The organism is Pseudoalteromonas sp. SR43-2, assembly GCF_014163885.1.
Lineage (GTDB): Bacteria > Pseudomonadota > Gammaproteobacteria > Enterobacterales > Alteromonadaceae > Pseudoalteromonas > Pseudoalteromonas distincta.
Window position 1 is genome coordinate 55,326 of the sequence record NZ_JACJED010000002.1, and the last position, 16,573, is coordinate 71,898.

Consider the following 16,573-nt stretch of genomic DNA (forward strand, 5'->3'; position numbering starts at 1 on the left):
TTAAATGTTTATAAAGCTTAATTGATATGGGGTGACTCTTTTTTAAAATTCCATAGTCTTTGCTATGTAGTATTTTTTAAATAGGAACGCACATGGCACAGTTTGCAGTAATTGGATTAGGTAGTTTTGGTGTTACCGCCTCGCTTGAGCTTGCTAATCAGGGGCATCACGTTTGCGCAGCCGATATAAGCGAAAGCACCATTAACACGTTTGCTAATCAGTTAAATTACACTGTCATTTTAGATGCTAGTGATGAAACACAGCTTGCTCGACTCGACTTAACCAGCTGCCAAGCTGTATTAGTTGCAATTGGTGAAAACATAGAAGCGAGTATTTTATGCGTGCTGCATTTAAAAAACCTTGGTGTTAAACAAATATGGGTTAAGGCGTGCTCTAAAAGTCACCATCAAATTTTAAGTAAACTTGGCGTATCTCGTATTATTCACCCCGAGGAAGAAATGGGGATCAGAGTAGCACATGCACTTAACTACCCTATGGTTAACCAGTACTTTGCACTTACACAATCTACATTTATTGTTGAGCTTGCCATAGATTTACATTTATCAGGGCGCAATATTGGCTGGCTTCTAAAAGACCGTAACTCAGATATAAAACCGCTCACCTTACGCCGAGATGATAATTTCAATACAGACCTAACACTCGACACCGAGTTACGCCATGGTGATAGCCTTGTATTACTGGGCTCTAAACATTACCTAACAAAACTCACCAAACGGTTTAAAGCTTTATGATTAACTGGCAAGCACACGTACTTCCAAAGCAATTTAATCGCCGTTTAAAAAATTTGAAAAGGCCTGTTAACCCCCCTTTAATTTTAACTGCTGGTTTTTTTGTTCTCATTATTTTAGGCACTTGCTTATTACTATTACCTTTTGCAAGTGTTGAATCGCTTAGCTTTATTCAAGCTTTTTTTACTGCATCCTCTGCGGTTACAGTTACAGGCTTAGTTGTTATTGATACAGGCACTGCGCTAACCACATTTGGGCAATGTGTTGTTATGGTACTTATTCAAATTGGAGGAATCGGCTTTATGACCGTGGCCGTTATTTCATTTTTAAGTATTGGTAAAAACTTAGGATTAAAACAACGTTTACTTGCAAGCCAAGCATTCGATACAAGCGATTTAAATGGAGTGATCCATGTAGCTAGATGTGTAATAACTTACTCGCTAATAATTCAGACTATAGCATTTTGCTTACTTTTTATTAGTTGGGTAGATGACTATGGTATTGCGGGTAGCGCCTATCAAAGTCTATTTTATACTATTTCGGCTTTTAACAATGCCGGGTTTGCACTCGATAGTAATAGCTTAATGGCTTTTAAAAGTGATGTATCTGTTAATCTTATTATCAGTGCATTATTTATAATCGGTGGCTTAGGGTTTACCGTTTTAATAGATATATATCAACAACGTCGCTGGCATAAATTAGCAACTAATACACGTATTGTATTAATTGCAAGTGCTGTAATAAATTGCAGTGCATTTTTGCTTATTTTTTTATTTGAATATTCAAATCCAGCCACACTTGCCAACCTACCTATTAACGAGCAAGTAATTGCTGCTTGGTTTCAAGCAGTTACACCACGTACTGCAGGCTTTAATACTTTACCTATTAGCCAGCTCAGTTCCGACTCGACATTGCTTACATTGTTATTAATGGTAATAGGTGGCGGTTCGGTAAGTACAGCAAGCGGCATTAAAATAGGAACTTTTGTTATTTTACTACTTGCTATGTATAGTTATTTACGTCAAAAACCACAGGTAACCATATTTAACAGAGAGCTAAGCGACAAACTTGTGATAAAAGCATTGAGTGTTGTAATTTTATACTTATTTACGGCTTTTTTAAGCATCATGATTATGAGTAAAATCGAGCAAGCGTCTCTTTTAGATATTACTTTTGAAGTAATTTCGGCATTGAGCACTGTAGGGCTATCTCGTGATTTTACTAGTAATTTAAGTATGCCAAGCCAGCTAATAATAATTTTACTTATGCTGATTGGCAGAGTTGGTCCACTGACATTTGCTTATTGTTTTGCAAAACCTAAATTACAACCTCTTAAATTTGCTAAAACAACCATACAAATAGGGTAACTATTATTAAGACCACTTAGCCACCATAATTTATGTAAGGTATTATTGCGGTGCAAGATAGAAAATTATTGACTCCTAAATATGGCTTTATCAATTGAGAGACTTTTATAGAAAAAACAAAGGTAACTATAACCTCACTTTATTATTGCAGATATGAAAATTAATAAAATAAGCGCCAAAACCATTACAATAGTTTTGGCGCTTATTAAAGGGGTAATATTTATCCTTTCATTTGTTCAAGCTCTTTGCCTTTGGTTTCGCGTAAAAACTTAAATACAAATATGACTGAAACAAACGCACAAAATGCGTAAAAACCATAAGCCCCAGCTAAACCAATGCCTGTGAGCATAACAGGGAACGACCAGGTAATTAAAAAGTTAGCTATCCACTGGGCAAAGCCGGTAACTGCAAGGCCAGAGCCGCGAATTTGGTTAGGGAACATTTCGCCTAACATAACCCACATTACAGGGCCCCACGATAAGTTAAAAAAGAAAACATACGCATTAGCGGCTATTAAAGCAACTATGCCCTGCTCTCCTAGTTCTAAGTTACCTGTTGAGCCAATATCTGCGTTTAAAAAGGCATAAACAATAACAGAAAGCGTAACCGTCATACCAATTGAGCCGGTTAACAAAAAAGGTTTTCTGCCAATTTTGTCTATAAAATACATGGTAATAAACACTGCTAAAATACTTACAAAGCCGCTTATTATATTAATAAGTAACGCGTCAGATTCAGTAAAACCGGCTGCTTGCCAAAGTACCGCGCCGTAGTAAAAAACAACGTTAATGCCGACTAATTGCTGAAATGTAGCTAAGCCAATTCCTATCCAAACAATGGGGCGTAAACGTTTTTTAGGTTTATCAATAAGATCAGATAATTTAGGTTGGTGTTTATCGCCAGCAAGAGACTCTGCTATTTCATTTAATTTAAGAGAGGCAGTTTCAGCACCATATAATGACGATAAAACACGTGCAGCAGCGTCTTTTTTACCAGCCATAATTAAGTATCGAGGGCTTTCGGGGATAAAAAATAAAGCGATTAAAAACAAGCATGCAGGTAATAATTCAACCCAAAACATCCAACGCCATGTTTCAAAGTCGAGCCAAAATAAAGCCGTAGAACCGCCAGCCGTATTTGCTAAAAAGTAGTTACTCACAAATGCGCTAAACAAACCAAATATAATAGCCACTTGTTGAAGTGTAGAGAGCGTGCCTCTGTATCGTGCGGGGGCAATTTCGCTAATATAAGCTGGGGTCATAACCGATGCAGCCCCTACAGCTAAGCCGCCTAAAATGCGATAAATCACAAATTCAAACGATGTGACTGACACACCCGAGCCCCAAGCACTTATAATAAATAAAGCAGCGGCAAAAAGTAAAATTGGACGCCGACCAAATTTATCAGCCAATCGACCTGCGCAAAACGCACCAATGGCACAACCAATTAGCATGCTCGATACGTTAAATCCCGTACCTGCACTACTGGAGCCAAACGCCGTTTGTAATCCATCAACAGTGCCATTAATTACGCCGCTGTCAAAACCAAATAAAAAACCGCCAATGGTCGCAACAAAGCAAACCAGTACTATTAAAAGTACATTTTCTTTCTCGTTCATAAGTATCCATATTGTGTGTTGTTGTTATTTTATATAGATTTTGAAGCTCAAAAGGCTGTGCTTATTTAGTTGTTTTTATTGGTTGAGCTTGATTCTCTTTCTATTAATTCAAAATCTAAAATATGTCTTAAGTCTAAGCTTTTTACATTGCTTAAATCGTTATACTGACCCGATGCAAGTAAAGTAATCGCAAGCTCAGCCATTTCATTAATGGGCTGTTTTACCGTAGAAATATTTGGCCAAACTATGGTTGCAAGTTGCGTGTCATCAAAGCCAACAACCGACAGTTCGCTTGGAATATTAATACCTTGTTTTTGAGCTATTGAGATTACAGCGGCTGCCATATCATCGTTAGCTGCAAAAATAGCCGTTGGTTTATCATCAAGCGAAAGTAATTTTATTGCCGCTTCCATACCCGATTGATAGGTAAAACTGCCCTGCTCTATATACTCAGGTGGTGTTATTATTTTATTAGAGCGCAGCGCATCTAAATAACCTTGGTAACGCAAACGACTTACACCTTGTTTGGTGTCACCAATAATATGTGCAATTTTGCTATGCCCTTGATTTATTAAATGCTCTGTAACATCAAACGCCGCTTGATAATCGTCCATGCATATATAAGGGGAGCGATTTAATTTTGTATCTGGCGTTATTCTTACAAATGGCACTTGTGCTTTAGTAAGCACATCTAAAACCTGTTCGTTGTCGCACATAGGAGGCAGTAAAATCATGCCATCAACCTGTGTAACATCAATAAGTTGCTTTACCGATTCAATTGTTTTGTCAATATCGGTATGCGCTTCGTCAACAACAAGGTGGTAGCCCAGTGCGCGGCATTTTTTAAGCGCTGCCAATAAAAATTGGCTTATGTAAGAGTCACTTGGGTTATCGTATAAAAGCCCTAAAAAGAATGACTTAGTACTAGCAAGGCGCCTAGCAGACACATTTGGCCTGTAATTTAATTGCTCAACAACCGCCATTACTTTTTCGCGGGTTTTGTCGCTTACTTTTTTGTCTTGGTTGAGCACGCGTGAAACTGTCATCATTGATACACCAGCCTGCTCGGCTACATCTTGTATTCTTGCTCTTTTAGGATCGGCCATTACTGTTATTACCTACTCACAATCAGTGGATTGTTATAACTAACTTTCTTAGTTTTCATTATACATAATTGTAAAGCTTGATATTGTTTACAGCGCGTTTTAAATGATTACTTATTGACAAAGTCTTATACTACACTGAAAATGTTAGCGCTAACAACAAATTTACAATATTCACACCCAATAATATAAAAAACTTAGAAAGGCCTATATTATGAGCATGCTGCAAAACCCAATTCTAAGAGGCTTTAACCCAGACCCAAACATTGTCAGAGTTAATAACGACTACTACATAGCCACTTCAACATTTGAATGGTTTGGCGGTGTGCAAATTCACCACTCTACCGATTTAGTAAATTGGCGAGTTATAGGCCAAGCACTTAACACCGTAGAGCAACTCGATATGCGAGGAGTGCCCGACTCTTGCGGCGTATGGGCACCGCAACTTAGTTACAATAATGGCCGTTTTTATTTGGTATATACCAATGTAAAAAGCTTTGATGGCCCTTACAAAGACACACCAAACTATTTTGTATCAACCACTGATATCACCGGTAACTGGTCACAAGCGACTTACTTAAATTCTAGCGGTTTTGATCCGTCTATTTTTCACGATGATGACGGTAAAAGCTATTTGTTAAACATGCTGGTTGATCACCGTAATAACGCACTATTTGGTGGTATAGTAATGCAAGAGCTTTGCCTAAAAACCAATAAATTAATAGGCGATGTTAAACCTATATTTTCAGGCACAGAACTTGGTTGCACTGAAGGCCCGCATATTTTAAAACGCGGCGATTACTACTATTTAATTACCGCTGAAGGTGGCACTGGGTATGAACACTGCATTAGTGTAGCGCGTGCTAAAAACGTATTTGGCCCTTACCAAGTACACCCGCACAACCCCGTTATTACAGCAGCCCACGAGCCGAGTAATACGCTACAAAAATGTGGCCATGGAGATTTTTTTCAAACACAAACCGGTGATTGGTACACGGTATTTTTAACATCAAGACCGCTGTCTGAGCGTGGCCGCTGCATTACAGGGCGTGAAACAGGGATTGAGCAAATAATCTGGAAAGAAGATGGCTGGCCTTATGCAAAACACACAAATAAAGCCCCCAGAGTACACGTACCCGTTGAAGGTTTAACACTAAACCCACAGCCGCAACCCACAACACATATTGATTTTAGTAAAGATGATCTGACTGTTGATTTTCAGTCATTGCGTATGCCCATGTGCAAAAGCTGGGTGTATAAAAATACTCAAAAAGCATCGCTCACCCTAGTGGGAAAAGAGTCTTTAAGCTCATTGCATCAGCAAAGTTTTATTGCCAGGCGTGTACAGGCTCATCATACTGTTAGCAGCACATGCGTTGATTTTGCGCCGAGCAGTTTTCAGCAAATGGCGGGGCTAGTATGTTATTACAACACCGCTCATTACTACTATTTGCATATAAGCGGCGGCGATGTAGGCGATGAAACCACACCACGTTATTTAAATATAATAAGCTGCGATAAATACCAAACAAGCACGCCTGTTGCACCGCTTTTGCTTAAAACAAACAAACCTGTTTACTTAAAAGCTGATTTTAATGGCGCTCAGCTGCAGTTTTACTACGCCACCGAAAAAAACTGCTGGATAAAGTTGGGTCCAGTGCTCGATGGCAGTATTTTATCTGATGATTACGTGCAGCAATCACCGCAAGGGTATCGCCCGTGTTTTACCGGTGCTTTTGTTGGTATGGCGTGCCAAGACTTATCGGGGAGAAATAAAGAAGCTCACTATTCATTTTTTAATTATGACGAACCTAGCGGCGAATAAATCGCCGCCAGTTAAGTTTATTATTTGATTGAAAGCTTTTTGAAACTGCTTTAAAGCTCATTCAAAACTCTTTTAAAGCTCTATTAAAGTTCTCTTAAAACTATTTTAAAACTATTTTAAAACAGGGCTTTAATACGTTCCATTTGTGATTGTAAAAGTAAACTTTGAGAGTGGCTCATAATGTCACTCTCTCGTTTGTTTTCGCTCAGTAAGCGCCCTACTTCTTGGGCTTCAAAGCTATAACCTTGTGACTGCCTACCATCTTCAAAATGCTCAATTAAGTCTTCAAGCTCATACAAAGAGCACTCATAAGCCCTAAATGCATCGGGTATTTTTATATAGCCTTTGTCGCCAATAATATACGCGCCATTCCCTAGCCGGCATTGAAATGACGTTGCTAAGCTCACCATTACATCGCCACAATTAGCAGTAATAAGTACATCGTCTTCCACGCCCTTGTAACGAATATTTGCTCTTACGTGTAAGTTTTCAAGGTCGTTATTTAAAAAGTAATTAGCGATAGCCAGCGGATAAACTCCCATATCAAGTAAACAACCGCCCGCTAAATCTGGGTTGTATTCACGCCCATCGAGATTAAAAGGCACTGGATAGCCAAAGTCAGCTTTAACATGTTTAATAGTGCCAATTCGCCCTTGCTCCACCCATTTTTTTGCTTTTTGTATTGCAGGTAAAAAGTACGTCCACATGGCTTCCATTAAAAATACGTCGTGCTTTTTAGCCAGTAAAGACAACTGCTTACACTCTTCAGCCGAAACCGTAATGGGCTTTTCGCACAATACATGCTTACCTGCTTTAATAGCATCGCTGGCATTTTTAAAGTGAAAGTTATGCGGGGTCGCAATATAAACTACATCCACATTTTTATCGTCAAATAATGCCTGATACCCTTCGTAAGCATTGGCCGCACCATACTTGCTCGCAAAAGCGGTTGCATCATCTCCATTTCTTGCTGCAACTGCGTACACAACACCATTATTTGTATGTGCTAAGTCTTCACAAAATTGTGCAGCAATTCGGCCACAACCAACAATACCCCAGTTTATTTTTTTCATAGTGTTTCCTTATGATCTTAAAAAGAAATTTAAGTGAACTCCAACAACCAAGCAATAAACTTGCTAATTAATTGTTAAACATAGTTTAAAACTAGCTTGACTTAACAATATCAAATCATTAATGTTAGCGCTAACATCAAAACAACATTAAGTATCACATTCATGTTCCTTGGTATCGATTTAGGCACTTCAGGTGTAAAAGTAATTATTTTAGACGAGCAAGACCAATTGCTTGCTCAAGCAAGTGGATCTTTAAGCGTTTCACGCCCAGCACCACTTTTTTCTGAGCAAAACCCTACAGATTGGTGGCTTGCTACCTGTAGTGCAATCGAGGAGCTTAAAAATACTCACCCTGCATTACTAAAATCGGTAAAGGCTGTGGGCCTTTCTGGGCAAATGCATGGCGCTACGCTGCTTGATAAAAACAATAACATTATTCGCCCAGCCATTTTATGGAACGACGGGCGCAGTGCAGCACAATGTGTAGAGCTTGAAAAACGCGAACCAAATTCTCGTAATATTACCGGCAACATAGCAATGCCTGGTTTTACTGCACCTAAATTGGTGTGGTTAAAAGAGTTTGAACCAGAAAACTTTGCAAAAGTAGCCAAAGTATTACTACCAAAAGACTACCTACGCTTTTTAATGACCGGCGATTTTGCATCAGACATGTCTGACTCTGCAGGCACACTGTGGCTAGACGTAGAAAAGAGAGCATGGTCTCAAAAAATGCTTAGCGCCTGCGACTTAGCAGAGCAACACATGCCTACCCTTTTTGAAGGCACACAAATTACGGGCAAATTAACAGCCCAAGTTGCAGCTAAATGGGGAATGGAGCAAGTACCTGTTGTTGCAGGCGGTGGCGATAATGCCGCAGGCGCTGCAGGTGTTGGCGTTGTAAAACCAAAGCAAGCGTTTTTATCATTAGGTACTTCGGGCGTTTACTTTGTTGCCAACGAAAAATACCTGCCTAACCCAGAAGGTGCTGTACATACTTTTTGTCATTGCATTGAAAACACCTGGCACCAAATGTCAGTGGTGTTAAGCGCAGCGAGCTGCTTAACATGGGTCACTAAATTAACCGGTTTTGAAAACGAAGGCGCACTCCTTGAACAAGTAAGTAAATGCGACTTTAGCAAACCAAGCTCAGTGATATTTTTGCCTTATTTAACAGGTGAGCGCACGCCGCACAATAACCCCGATGCCAAAGGCGTATTTTTTGGTTTAGACAGCGATACCGATGCAGCAACCCTTGGCCGTGCAGTACTCGAGGGTGTTGCCTTTGCTTTTGCCGATGGCCAACAAGTACTGCTTGATGCTGGTGCACAAATTGATGATGTAACCGTTATTGGTGGTGGCGCTAAAAGCTCACTGTGGGGAAAAATCATCGCAAGTGTACTCAAACGCCCCCTAATTTACCGAGAAGGCTCAGAAGTTGGCCCCGCATTTGGCGCTGCAAGACTTGCTCGAATAGCAGTAACACAACTCCCAGCACAACATGTATGCGTTAACGGCAAAGTAACGCAAACCATTGAACCAAATCCAGTTATGCAAGATTTTTACGCACAGCAATACACAACATACAAAGCACTTTATCAAAGTGTAAAAACATACTTTTAAAACACTATTATAAAATTAATGGAGCACAATATGAGCGAGCAATTTTTCACAAACGTTGAAAAAATTAAATTTGAGGGTGAAAACTCTAAAAACCCATTTGCATTTCGTTATTACGACGAAAACCAAGTAGTGCTTGGCAAAACAATGAAAGAACATTTACGTTTTGCAGCCTGTTACTGGCATAACTTTTGTTCTACAGGGTTTGATATTTTTGGTGAAGGTACGTTTGACCGCCCTTGGATCCAACCTGTAGGCAACCAATTAGAACTTGCTGAACAAAAAGTAAAAGTGGCTTTTGAGTTTTTCGAAAAACTAGGCGTACCTTACTTTTGTTTTCATGATGTTGATATTGCCCCTGAAGGCAAAACACTACAAGAAAGCCACGATAACGTAACGCACATAGCTAACATTATCGAAAAAGAAATGCAGCGCACAGGTGTAAAACTACTGTGGGGTACTGCTAACTTGTTCTCAAACAAACGTTTTTGTGCCGGTGGTGCAACAAACCCTAATCCTAATACGTATGCATATGCAGCAGCACAAGTTAAACATGCAATGGAAATAACGCATCGTTTAGGCGGCGAAAACTACGTACTTTGGGGTGGTCGTGAAGGTTACGACACACTACTAAATACAGACCTTGCGCAAGAAAGCGAGCAGTACGCACGCTTTTTGAAAATGGTTGTAGAACACAAGAAAAAAATTGGTTTTAAAGGCACATTATTAATTGAGCCAAAACCACAAGAGCCAACTAAGCACCAGTACGATTACGATACAGCAACGGTTGCAGGCTTTTTACACAAGCACGGCTTACAAGACGAAATTAAAGTAAACATTGAAGCAAACCACGCAACACTTGCAGGTCATAGCTTCCATCACGAAATTGCCGTTGCTTGCGCTGAAGGTATTATGGGTAGTATTGATGCTAACCGTGGTGATATGCAAAACGGATGGGATACAGATCAATTCCCTAACGATGTAGCTGAGTGCACACTTGTCGTTTACGAAATTTTAAAGAATGGCGGTTTTACAACCGGTGGCTTCAACTTTGATACTAAACTTCGTCGTCAATCGTGTGAGCGTGATGACTTATTCATCGGTCACATTGGCGGTATGGATACGATGGCTAAAGCATTACTCAATGCAGCAGCAATGATTGAAGGCGGCGAGCTGACTGATTTTGTTGAAAAACGTTACGCTGGTTGGAAAGAAGACCTAGGCCAAAGCATTTTAAAAGGTGAACAATCACTTGAGAGCCTTGCTGCGTTAGTACACGAAAACAACATCGATCCTAAGCAAGTTTCGGGCCGACAAGAGCTGCTTGAGAATATTGTTAACCGCTACGTATAAGGACATCGCCTCGGTTTTAAAGCCGAGGCGTACATCATTATGAACTTGTTAGAACAACTCAAAAAAGTAACCACGGTCGTTGCCGACAGTGGCGATGTAGAGTCAATCAAGGCCCTACAACCGGTTGATGCAACAACCAACCCCTCATTAATTTTACAAGCTGCAAAATTACCTCAATATAAACATTTAATTGAAGACGCTATACAAAAAGCAGGGAGCGACGTTGATGCTGTTTGCGACCAACTTATTGTTAACTTTGGCTGTGAAATACTAAAAGTAATACCTGGGCGTATATCGAGCGAAGTAGATGCCCGTTTATCGTTTGATACCCAAGCAAGTATTGCCAAAGGACGTAAGCTTATTTCACTTTACGAGCAAGCGGGTATTTCAAAAGACCGCGTACTTATTAAACTTGCTTCAACATGGGAAGGCATTAAAGCCGCCGAACAATTAGAAAAAGAAGGCATTAAGTGTAATCTAACACTGCTTTTTTCGATGGCTCAAGCCGTTGCGTGCGCACAAGCTAACGTAACGCTTATATCTCCGTTTGTTGGTCGTATTCTTGATTGGTACAAAGCCCGCGATAATAAAGAATACACCCCAAGCGAAGATCCTGGTGTGCAGTCGGTTACAGGTATTTATCAGTACTATAAAAAGTACGATTATAAAACCGTGGTAATGGGCGCAAGCTTTAGAAACATTCAGGAAATATTCGAACTTGCTGGCTGCGATTTACTGACTATCTCGCCATCATTACTCAATGATTTACAAAGCCAAGAAGGTGAACTGGTTACAAAGCTTAACGCTGCAAACATTGCCAAAGCACCGCAAAGCGACATAACCCCACTCACCCACGAGCAATTTTTATGGCATCACAACGAAGATCCAATGGCCAGCGAAAAGCTCGGTGAAGGTATTCGTAACTTTGCCAAAGATCAGCGTATTTTGGCTAAATTGGTTGAAGACTTACTAAACTAATTTCCCTCAAGCCTGCCACATAACGTGCGGGCTTTTTTAATTTTATTTGAGGTAATACATGACTCAACTTTCTTCTCGTGCGCCTTTTGCTAATGCCATTCGCGCACTCAGTATGGATGCGGTACAGCAAGCAAACTCAGGGCATCCGGGCGCACCTATGGGTATGGCCGATATAGCCGAAGTACTGTGGAACGATTTTTTAAACCACAATCCAACCGATCCAAATTGGCCAAACCGAGACCGCTTTGTACTTAGTAACGGTCACGGCTCTATGCTTATTTATTCTTTATTGCATTTAAGCGGGTACGAGTTACCACTTAGTGAGCTTAAACAATTTAGGCAAATGCATTCAAAAACCCCAGGTCACCCTGAATACGGTTATACCCCAGGTGTTGAAACAACCACAGGTCCGCTTGGCGCAGGTTTATCAAATGCCGTAGGTATGGCTATTGCCGAAAAAGCCCTAGCAGCGCAATTTAACAAAGAGAGTTTTGATCTTGTAGATCATTACACTTACTGTTTTATGGGTGATGGCTGTTTAATGGAAGGCATATCGCACGAAGCATGTTCGCTTGCAGGCACATTAGGCCTGGGTAAACTTATTGCTTTTTGGGACGATAACGGCATATCTATCGACGGACACGTTGAGGGCTGGTTTACCGACGACACAGCTAAACGCTTTGACGCTTACGGCTGGCATGTAATAAAAGATATAGACGGCCACGACCCAGAGCAAATTGCAAGCGCCATTGCACAAGCCAAACAAGTGAGCGATAAACCTACCCTACTTTGTTGTAAAACCGTGATTGGTTTTGGCTCGCCAAATAAATCAGGCTCGCACGACTGCCATGGCTCACCATTAGGTAATGACGAAATAACTGCGGCGCGCAAATTTTTAAACCTACCAAATGAAGCATTTAGTATCAGTGATGATATTTACGCCCATTGGGACGCTAAACAAAGCGGTGATAAAAAACAAAAACAATGGCAGCAACTGTTTAGCGACTACACCAAAAGCCACCCAGAGCTTGCTAAAGAATTTGAAAGGCGCGTAATTAAGCGCACCCTGCCTGACAACTTCGAAGCTATTGCAAACAACTATATTGCACAGTGCAACAATGACGCCGCTAACATTGCCAGCCGAAAAGCCTCGCAAAACACCATTGAAGCCTTTGCCCCGCATTTACCAGAGTTACTGGGTGGCTCTGCCGATTTAGCCGGTTCTAACTTAACGCTGTGGTCTGGCTCTAAAGGCATAAGCGCAGATGACGCCAGCGGTAATTACCTGTTTTATGGCGTGCGCGAGTTTGGTATGAGCGGCATTATGAATGGCATATCACTGCACAGTGGTTTTATTAATTACGGTGCTACATTTTTAATGTTTATGGAATACGCCCGTAACGCAGTAAGAATGTCGGCACTTATGGGTATTCAAAATATATTTGTGTATACCCACGACTCTATTGGCCAAGGTGAAGACGGTCCAACTCACCAACCTATTGAGCAACTAGCCAACCTACGTATGACGCCAAACCTAGTCACATGGCGCCCATGTGACGCAGTAGAAACTGCAGTGTCGTGGAAAAACGCGATACAAAATCAGCAGCAACCTACGGCGCTTATTTTTAGTCGCCAAGGGCTCAACCACCAGCCACGTACCGCTCAGCAAATTAGCGACATAGAAAAAGGCGGCTATATTCTTAGCGAAAGCAATAAAGCGCCTGAGCTTATTTTAATAGCAACGGGGTCTGAAGTTGATTTAGCAATGCAAGCCGCAAAAGAGCTGACAGCACAATGCGTTGCAGTGCGTGTGGTATCAATGCCAAGCACCACATTGTTTGATCTACAATCAGACGATTACAAGCAAAGTGTATTGCCAAACTCGGTAGCAAACCGTATTGCGATTGAAACATCACACCAAGATTACTGGCTTAAATATGTTGGCTTACAAGGCAAAGTAATTGGTATGAGCACTTTTGGTGAGTCGGCGCCAGGTAACGTGTTATTAGAGCATTTTGGCTTTACCACCAAAAATGTAGTGAGCACCGCGCAGGCGTTAATTAAAGCGAAGGCTTAATATTTAGTACGCGTAATGCGCTAAATAATCCAAACTTTATCCAATTAATGCGCTAAGCCTTTCAAAGCTCGGCGCATTTTTATAATTAACTAACAAAGGTGAACTATGAAATATTTACTATTAATTATACTTTTTAGTGCAAGTACTAGTTTTAACGCATGGGCAAGTGACGAGCAAAATGATGAACTAATGCTAACGATTTTTTTAAAGCACGACCAATCAAAAAACCTCTCTGAAATAAAAGAAATACTCAACAACGCTAACTTTTACAAACACTTCCCGCCAGAAGGCGCAACAGTAGAATCTTGGAAAGTAATGATGGGTATAGGGCAAGTAGTTACCTTGCGCTTTCCGGCAGCGTTATTACCAAAAGTAAATTTATCGATTGAACGTTATGGCTGGAAAGCCTACAGCACTGAGTTTTATCCAACATACGATCTGTACCCAATCGTAAAAGAAGAAATTAAAAAAGCCAGAACGAACAATTAAAAGAGTAACCAACATGACAACTTCAATTGTTCAATACACACTAAGTAATGAAGCAAACGACACTATTTCTATTATTAACTACGGTGCCCGGCTTACCAGCTGGATTACCCATGTTGATAATAAAAAACGAAATATTATACTTGGCTATTCTAATATTAATGACTATTTAAACGACACGTTTTACTTAGGCGCTGTAGCCGGCCCTTATGCAAACAGGCTAAATAACGCCCAAATAAACATTGATGATAAAACCTATGTACTTAATAAAAACGAAGGCGTAAACCAACTTCACGGCGGCCAAAAAGCATTAAGCGACTTATTTTGGCAGCTCGATTATCATCAAAAAAATGCATTAAGTTTAAGTATTACCCTGCCTGATGGTTACAACGGCTACCCCGGTAAAACTATATTTAACGTGCTGTATACCTTTACCACTAACAGTAAAAACCAAAGTAATCTTGATATTAAATTTACGATTACCAGTAATAAAAAAACCATTGCAGGGCCAACAGCGCACCCATATTTTAATTTAAATGGCATTACTAACAGCGCACAAGGGCATACATTAAAACTGGCCGCCGCGCATTATACCCCCGTAGATACAAACGCCATTCCCACAGGTTTAATAGCCCCTGTAGCAAATACAACTTTTGACTACACAAATGCGCGGGTGCTTAATAAAACCGATAAACTCGATCATAACTTTGTAACCGAGCAAGTACTTAATCTGCAAACCAATAAGCAACACGCAACGCTTACAAGCGCTGATGAAAAAGTAATGCTGAGTGTGCTTTCTAACTACCCTGCTATTCAGGTTTATACAGGGCAGCATTTAAAAAGCCCGTTTAACCAATTTGACGGTATTTGCCTAGAGCCGCAATTTTGCCCCGACAGCCCTAATAACCCACACTTCCCATTTAGCTATTTAACACCTCAAGTGCCTTTGCAAACGCATATTAGTTACTGCTTAACTAAAACCAATAAAAAATAGCTATTTTATAAACCAAAAAAGGATCGCTATTAAGCGATCCTTTGCGGGAGGTTAAATGTTTAGTGCGATTATAAATCGCTTACAAAGCTTTTAAGTTTTAGCTCACGGTCAATTAATAATGGGTAATCGGTGCGCCCTTGCATTGGCCAATCGTTGCGCCAAGTGCGTGCATCGCTTATGCCCCAAAAAGTAACGCGGCTTACTTTGTCGTCATGTTTTTTAAGTATGTCGAACACGGCTTTATAGCGCTCGCCTAACTGGGTGTTTACTTCACTAGGCAAACCATTCGGGTATGGGTTAAATCGCTCTTGCAGCGCAATATCTAACGAAATATCAGCCCCTTGTTCTTCACCTTCAGGGAATGGCAATACCGAAATATCAAGCTCGGTTATCATCACATCAATACCTGTGGCAGCGTATGCCACAATAGAGTCTTCCATTAACGAAAGCTCTGGGTTATCAAGCGAATAATGCGCTTGCATACCAATTCCATCAATTTGAATACCTTTATTTTGCAAGTTTTTAATAAGCGCAATTGCACCAGCTCTTTTTTCTGACTTAAACAAGTTATAGTCGTTGTAATATAACTTGGCATTAGGCGCTGCCTGCTTAGCGTATTTAAACGCATATTCTATAAAGTCGTCACCAATAATGGTGCTCCATTTAGATTCACGCAGTGTGCCGTCTTCGTTAAGTGCTTCGTTTACCACGTCCCATGCAAAAATACGGTTTTTATAGCGCCCTGCAACTGCATTAATATGGTTTTGCATACGCTTAAGTAATGCATCGCGGGTTAGCGGCTCGCCTTGTTCGTCTTCAAAAACCCAGTCAGGCGTTTGCGAATGCCACACTAATGTGTGCCCAACTAATTCTTGGTTGTTCTCTTGTGCGTACTGAACTAACGCATCAGCGGCTTCAAAATCGTAGGTTTCAAGCTCTGGGTGTATACGCTCCCACTTCATTGAGTTCTCTGGCGTAAAGGTATTAAATTGCGTTTTAGCCACATTTAAATCTTCAGGCAAAGCCCCTAATATTTGGTCTCGGCTAATCGCTGTACCTATTTTAAAGTGCTCTTTAAATTGCGCTTTAAGCGTTAATTGCTCCGGCGCTTTTAATGTTGGTTTACTTTGCTCTGCTGAGCCATTACAGCCAAGTGCAAGGCTCGACATTCCTAATAAAATAGCAATCGTAAATTTATTTTTATGCATGATGTACCTGTTGTGTGTTTTTTAGTGTGCAACGTAAACTTAACACCATATAGTCTTTTTGACAACAACGTTTTATTAAAATAGACTGAACAAAAACAACACAGTACATATTCCTTAATCACACA

The 16,573-nt window shown here is 40.5% G+C and carries 13 protein-coding genes; 9 read left to right on the plus strand and 4 right to left on the minus strand.

The window, feature by feature from the left end:
• Positions 1–92 precede the first annotated feature (92 nt).
• Together H5120_RS01920 and H5120_RS01925 are read left to right on the plus strand one after the other, a co-directional pair.
• Positions 93–752, plus strand: coding sequence for a TrkA family potassium uptake protein (locus H5120_RS01920; protein WP_182672167.1), 660 nt, complete (start codon positions 93–95; stop codon positions 750–752).
• Complete coding sequence (locus H5120_RS01925; RefSeq protein WP_182673410.1) at positions 749–2,116, plus strand: TrkH family potassium uptake protein; 1,368 nt, start codon at positions 749–751, stop codon at positions 2,114–2,116. Before H5120_RS01920 ends, H5120_RS01925 begins: the two co-directional genes overlap by 4 nt.
• A gap of 220 nt (positions 2,117–2,336) precedes the next feature.
• Here the strand turns inward: H5120_RS01925 and H5120_RS01930 are convergent, their stop codons facing one another.
• Complete coding sequence (locus tag H5120_RS01930) at positions 2,337–3,740, minus strand: sugar porter family MFS transporter (RefSeq protein ID WP_404936097.1); 1,404 nt, start codon at positions 3,738–3,740, stop codon at positions 2,337–2,339.
• A 59-nt stretch (positions 3,741–3,799) separates the two neighbouring features.
• Complete coding sequence (locus H5120_RS01935; protein ID WP_007585144.1) at positions 3,800–4,840, minus strand: LacI family DNA-binding transcriptional regulator; 1,041 nt, start codon at positions 4,838–4,840, stop codon at positions 3,800–3,802.
• Positions 4,841–5,051: 211 nt separating this feature from the next.
• Here H5120_RS01935 and H5120_RS01940 point away from each other — a divergent pair, with 211 nt between their 5' ends.
• On the plus strand, positions 5,052–6,662 hold the full coding sequence (locus H5120_RS01940; RefSeq protein WP_182673411.1) for a glycoside hydrolase family 43 protein: 1,611 nt from the start codon (positions 5,052–5,054) through the stop codon (positions 6,660–6,662).
• Between the two features lie 116 nt (positions 6,663–6,778).
• Here the strand turns inward: H5120_RS01940 and H5120_RS01945 are convergent, their stop codons facing one another.
• Positions 6,779–7,735 carry a Gfo/Idh/MocA family protein gene (locus tag H5120_RS01945; protein ID WP_182673412.1) on the minus strand — a complete coding sequence of 319 codons (957 nt, stop codon included), beginning with the start codon at positions 7,733–7,735 and terminating at the stop codon, positions 6,779–6,781.
• Between the two features lie 162 nt (positions 7,736–7,897).
• Between H5120_RS01945 and xylB the strand changes: the two genes are divergently transcribed.
• The 6 genes from xylB to H5120_RS01975 all read left to right on the plus strand — a co-directional run bounded on the left by xylB (position 7,898) and on the right by H5120_RS01975 (position 15,240).
• Positions 7,898–9,355 (plus strand): xylulokinase, encoded by a 1,458-nt coding sequence (gene xylB / locus H5120_RS01950; protein ID WP_182673413.1) that lies wholly within the window; start codon positions 7,898–7,900, stop codon positions 9,353–9,355.
• Between the two features lie 30 nt (positions 9,356–9,385).
• Positions 9,386–10,705 carry a xylose isomerase gene (xylA, locus tag H5120_RS01955; RefSeq protein ID WP_182672173.1) on the plus strand — a complete coding sequence of 440 codons (1,320 nt, stop codon included), beginning with the start codon at positions 9,386–9,388 and terminating at the stop codon, positions 10,703–10,705.
• Positions 10,706–10,744: 39 nt separating this feature from the next.
• The gene (tal, locus tag H5120_RS01960; RefSeq protein ID WP_182673414.1) at positions 10,745–11,683 is read left to right on the plus strand and encodes a transaldolase; all 939 of its coding nucleotides are present in this window, start codon (positions 10,745–10,747) and stop codon (positions 11,681–11,683) included.
• A gap of 58 nt (positions 11,684–11,741) precedes the next feature.
• Positions 11,742–13,760, plus strand: coding sequence for a transketolase (gene tkt / locus H5120_RS01965; protein WP_182673415.1), 2,019 nt, complete (start codon positions 11,742–11,744; stop codon positions 13,758–13,760).
• A 105-nt stretch (positions 13,761–13,865) separates the two neighbouring features.
• Entirely contained in the window at positions 13,866–14,249 is a 384-nt protein-coding gene (locus H5120_RS01970) for a hypothetical protein (RefSeq protein WP_149602527.1), read from the plus strand.
• A gap of 13 nt (positions 14,250–14,262) precedes the next feature.
• Positions 14,263–15,240, plus strand: a complete 978-nt coding sequence (locus H5120_RS01975) for an aldose epimerase family protein (RefSeq protein ID WP_182673416.1) — start codon at positions 14,263–14,265, stop codon at positions 15,238–15,240.
• A gap of 68 nt (positions 15,241–15,308) precedes the next feature.
• Here the strand turns inward: H5120_RS01975 and H5120_RS01980 are convergent, their stop codons facing one another.
• Complete coding sequence (locus H5120_RS01980) at positions 15,309–16,448, minus strand: endo-1,4-beta-xylanase (protein WP_182673417.1); 1,140 nt, start codon at positions 16,446–16,448, stop codon at positions 15,309–15,311.
• Positions 16,449–16,573 lie beyond the last annotated feature (125 nt).